Origin of the sequence: Heliobacterium mobile (genome assembly GCF_009720735.1) — a bacterium.
GTDB lineage: Bacteria > Bacillota > Desulfitobacteriia > Heliobacteriales > Heliobacteriaceae > Heliobacterium > Heliobacterium mobile.
The window spans coordinates 1-4,531 of record NZ_WNKU01000062.1 but is presented as its reverse complement, the minus strand read 5'-3'; the positions used below and the strand labels follow the sequence as shown (position 1 = coordinate 4,531).

The window sequence follows — 4,531 nt, the reverse complement described above, 5'->3', positions numbered from 1 at the left end:
ACAGCGAGTCAAGGCTTGACGGCTAAGTCGCGCTAGTTTAACAAGTTTCCCCATTTGCCTTCTCTAAAATGAGATCTCACGCATTCATTTGAATAAGGGCGATCGGCTCAAAAATAATGGGGTTAAACCGCTTTCATTGGGGGATATAACTTGATCATTAGCAAAAACAAGTTTATCGGAATTATTAACTATTTTTGTATTCCACATAGATAAAAAACCTCCCACACTTAAAATTCAAAAAGATGTGTTGTGTCATCTATCCATGATGTATAATTAGTTAAAAAATGTGATTTCTTGAATTATCTTGAGTAAAAATAAATTTAAGTAATGCTATTAAGCCAAAATATATTACGTTCAATACTCGCTAATAAGTAGTACGTCGATATATGAAAGTGATCTAAGTTATTTCATTAATCACTCTCCCTTTTTCCCACGAATAACGTAAATCCTTCTTATCAAAGTTGATAAAAAATGGATTTCTAGTTATCCATGAGTTATTGAGGTCAACGTGGCAAATGTCGTTGTGGTCATTTATTCCCATCGACCTCATTACAATAAAAACGTACCAAAAAATTGAAATAAAGTCAATGATTAAAAAAGCCTTCGCCGGTTTTTTCTTTTGCCGTGTCGGCCACGGGGAGGGTCGAGGCCCGTACCGGGCCTTGTTAAATCATCATCATCGCAAAATCATCTCAACGGAAACGCAAAAAACCGCCGTCAGCAACTGCCTCCGTCGGTTTCCCCTGCGTACCGGGCCATTTCAACCCCATGGCTTCACCAGAGATGCCCCTCCGTAACTACGACCGTAACCACATTTTGGTTCTCTCTTCCACCTGGTGATCCTGCTAACCCGCATATGTAGTGGAGCCGGCGACAGGACTTGAACCCGCAACCTACTGATTACAAGTCAGTTGCTCTACCAGTTGAGCTACGCCGGCGAGTCAAGCTATGTTTTCATCTGTGATAAAGTGAGATAGGAGCCGTAAAATCATGAGAATAGTGGAGTAAACGGGAAATTCTGAACGTGATCCGCTTTGACAATCTCGGGAACGTGTAATCTAAGTTCAATATACGTTGATATACTGATTACAAGTCAGTTGCTCTGTTGGAAGACCTGCTAATTCGGTTTCTTTAATTGGCTGATTATAAGCGATCTTCGCAGATTTGAACAGAGAGTAAGATGTGGGATATTAGGTCGGCGTTGCTTGGGAGAAGAAGGGATTGGGTTAGGGGATATAGCGTTAAAAGGCCGCCAGTTAAGGCGAGCTTTTTTTGCGTTGGGTGATGGGGCCAATTGTCGGAACTACAGTTACACTTCAATTTTGACGGGTAATCGGCGGAAGATCACTGTTGCTCACCGGGGGTACAGAAGATGAGGGAACATAGAAGGATAAGTTGCAGTTTTGGGGGCAGTGTTGCCGTTGGGGGGTATATTGAATTAGAAAAGCCCGCCGATGAGGGCGAGCTTTTTTGGTTGGGTGGTGGGGTAATTGCGAGAGGGGAACTAAGGTGGGACTTATGGGTTTTACAAGGGTTATGAGTTGAGTGAAAAACTGGTGGTGGTTGGGCATAATAGAGATGTTAAATTAAACTCGACAAAATACGACATATTTAGATAGAGGATTATAACCATTTCGAGAGAATAGACTTTATAAGTGAGAGATACGGAGGGGTTAAGGGTGATAAATAAGATATCATTTGAGAAATATAAGAGCTTTAATTCTTTAGAGGGAATGACCATTAAACCTATTACAATACTTTGTGGTACTAATAGTTGCGGAAAAAGCTCGATTTTACAAAGTATTTTAATGTATAAACAAACTTTTGAGAGTCAGAATCCTAATCAAATAGTTTTATTGAATGGAAGATTTACTCATTTAGGGACATTTGAAAGTATTATTTATGGTAAAAACCCCGAAGGAAATCTATCAATTGAATTCACATTCAAAGTAAAAAAAGAAGACTTTCAAGGAAAAGACAATGCAGTGCCTTTAACTTATCATTTAAGAGAATTTATCTCACGAGAAAGATTTCATGAAAAAAACGCTGAATATTTTATAACTATAAAAATTACTTTATCAACTATAAGTGAAAAAATAAAAAAATATATGCAATCAGTTAGAGTGGAAAAATGGGAATTCATCCTAAGAACAACTACGGAAAATCAAAAGGAATATCCCGATGTAAAAATTGAGCTTACTCATCAGAAAAACAATAATTACAAGGTTAAATGGGAAAATTTAATTGTAAGATTTATTGATGATGAAGGGGAAAATGCAACTGGGGAAGGAATTGTTAATGTAGGGTTCTCGAACCTTATGCCAACCTTTTGGCGAATTAATCATGAAGAAAATAAAAGTAGAATTACTTCAAATGTTGTTTTTGCTTCCACTAGAATAGCTATACTTATGAAAAGTCTTTTTTCATTGTACACATATATTGGTCCATTAAGAGAAGAGCCCTCCAGAAGATACATTTACGAAAATGAAGTTTTAGAGATCGGTACAAAGGGCGAAAATGCAGCGTTTATCTATCTAACAGAACAAGAAAATCCAATAAAAAATCATTACTTTTTTAACAATAATACTTTTATTTCAGAAAAGGAAATAAAACTTTCCGATGCAATAGAAAGATGGATGAGTCTTTTTGGAATAAAGGAATTTAAGCCTGAACAACAAAATGAACTAATTTACTTAAATATGAATTCCAGTTTGTTCGATAAAACGAGAGTCAACATAGCTGAAGTCGGTTTTGGTGTTAGCCAGCTATTCCCAATAGTATTAGAAGGGCTTAGGATGCCTGTTATGAGTACTCTATTATTAGAACAACCCGAGATACATTTACATCCAAAACTACAAATGCAAATGGCTGACTTTTTCATTGCTTTAGCCCTTTCAAATAAAAAAGTAATTGTAGAAACACACAGCGATCATTTAATCAATAGGCTCATACGTAGAATTGTTGAAGACGAATCAGGTACCCTATTAAATTTGATTTCCATTTATTTTGTTACGCCTTCTGAACATGGAAGCTGTTATGAAGAAGTAAAAGTTGACGAATATAACGGAATCGTAAATTGGCCAGTAGATTTCTTTGACCAAACTGCAACAGAACAAGAGGGAATAATTTTAGCTGGGATAGAAAAAAGAAGAAAAAGAAGAGAACAAAAGAAGTAATTTCGAGGGGTAAGTATGTTTTTAGAAACAGTATTTGAACCATCATTAATTTTTATACATGAAAGTGATTGGGAAGATGAATACAGGAGAGATCAATTTCTCAAAACCTTGATTAGTTTTTGTAATGTTATAGACAAATATAAGTTCACAAAAATATATTGGAATCAGGAATTAGATGCTATTTTGTGGACAGATCCAGTTCTCCCACCTTGGAGAATAAATCGTGATTGGAAACTTAAAATTATTCCAACGCTATACAGAACTATAAAAAGTAACTCTATAGATTTGGTTTTTCCTGATAACCTAGACATATGTCAAGTGGAACCACCTCTTATGCTTAGCATACGAAAGGACATATCTTATATATTTCTAAAAATTGTTCATTACTTAATAACCCAAAATAAACAAATTTACTTATGTTTAGGAAATAATAATTCTACTAATAATACTTATAAATTCTCATGTAATTGCCATGATAATTCGTTATTACCTATTAATATAAACAACGCCGATGATTGGTTTCATCATTTGGGTGTTGAAAACGTTTGTTGGCCCAATTCAATGAAGGATTTAGATAAACTAGTGTTTTCAATAGAGTTTACAGCAATGCATCATATCAAAAAGAAGATTTGTAATAAGTTTAGTTTTTCCCAGGAGTTTATAAAGATTATCTCAAAGGAAAGTATTCGAAAAAAAGAGATTTTATTTTCAATAACCAAGCGTCTAGTTTTTAATCAATATGAGGCAGCGTCTGATCATGGATTACAAGATGAATCACTAAATGGAAATGAGAAAGAACGAAGATTTAGAGTCAATCGGGAGCATAGAATTCATTACGAATACCAAGCAGATCGAACTATCTTTTTTACAAAATATTTTGGCGAGGGAGAACACGATAGTGGGTTATAGATTTCTTCATTCTTGAATTTCTAGTAACTAATGAATTATCACTCTATAGAGTGATAACCGAGTATAGAAAGACAGTCCGGCCAACGGCCGGCTGTTTTTATTTTGGCGGCTGCGTAATATCGGCCCAAGATCGTTAAATTATCGGTAAAAACACCTATTAAAATCACTTAAAAACCCCCATATTCCACATAAGGCCGCTGTAATGGCCCACATTCGATTGGACCCCCGTTGTGGTATGAATGGTATTGTTGGTCGCGTTGGAGAGCGTAGGGGGGGAATGTGGAGGGGCGTTTTGTTGGGTGGTGAAAGATAATAGAAGAATCTGTACTTTTTAGAAATTAAGATGGTTTGTTTTACCCAATCCGACTGCGGTGTTTGTCAAGATAGTTGACGCATGGACCTATGTAAACTTTAATTTATATGCAACCGCCGGTCTTGACAAATGT

Annotated in this window: 2 protein-coding genes and 1 tRNA gene; 2 read left to right on the top strand and 1 reads right to left on the bottom strand. The window is 35.9% G+C overall.

What is annotated here, in order from left to right; translation table 11 throughout:
• Nucleotides 1–862 precede the first annotated feature (862 nt).
• Nucleotides 863–938 (bottom strand) — tRNA-Thr (locus GJ688_RS19200).
• 741 nt (nt 939–1,679) lie between these two features.
• Between GJ688_RS19200 and GJ688_RS19195 the strand changes: the two genes are divergently transcribed.
• A complete protein-coding gene (locus GJ688_RS19195) occupies nt 1,680–3,176 on the top strand; it encodes a DUF3696 domain-containing protein (RefSeq protein ID WP_155478112.1) in 1,497 nt (498 codons plus the stop codon).
• A 15-nt stretch (nt 3,177–3,191) separates the two neighbouring features.
• Nucleotides 3,192–4,085: a hypothetical protein gene (locus GJ688_RS19190; RefSeq protein WP_155478111.1), complete on the top strand. Its 894-nt coding sequence runs from the start codon at nt 3,192–3,194 to the stop codon at nt 4,083–4,085.
• Nucleotides 4,086–4,531: the final 446 nt, after the last annotated feature.

What these genes read in the sequence shown, in the direction of transcription:
- GJ688_RS19190 (WP_155478111.1), top strand. Translation starts at nt 3,192, where the DNA reads ATGTTTTTAGAAACAGTATTTGAACCATCATTAATTTTTATACATGAA.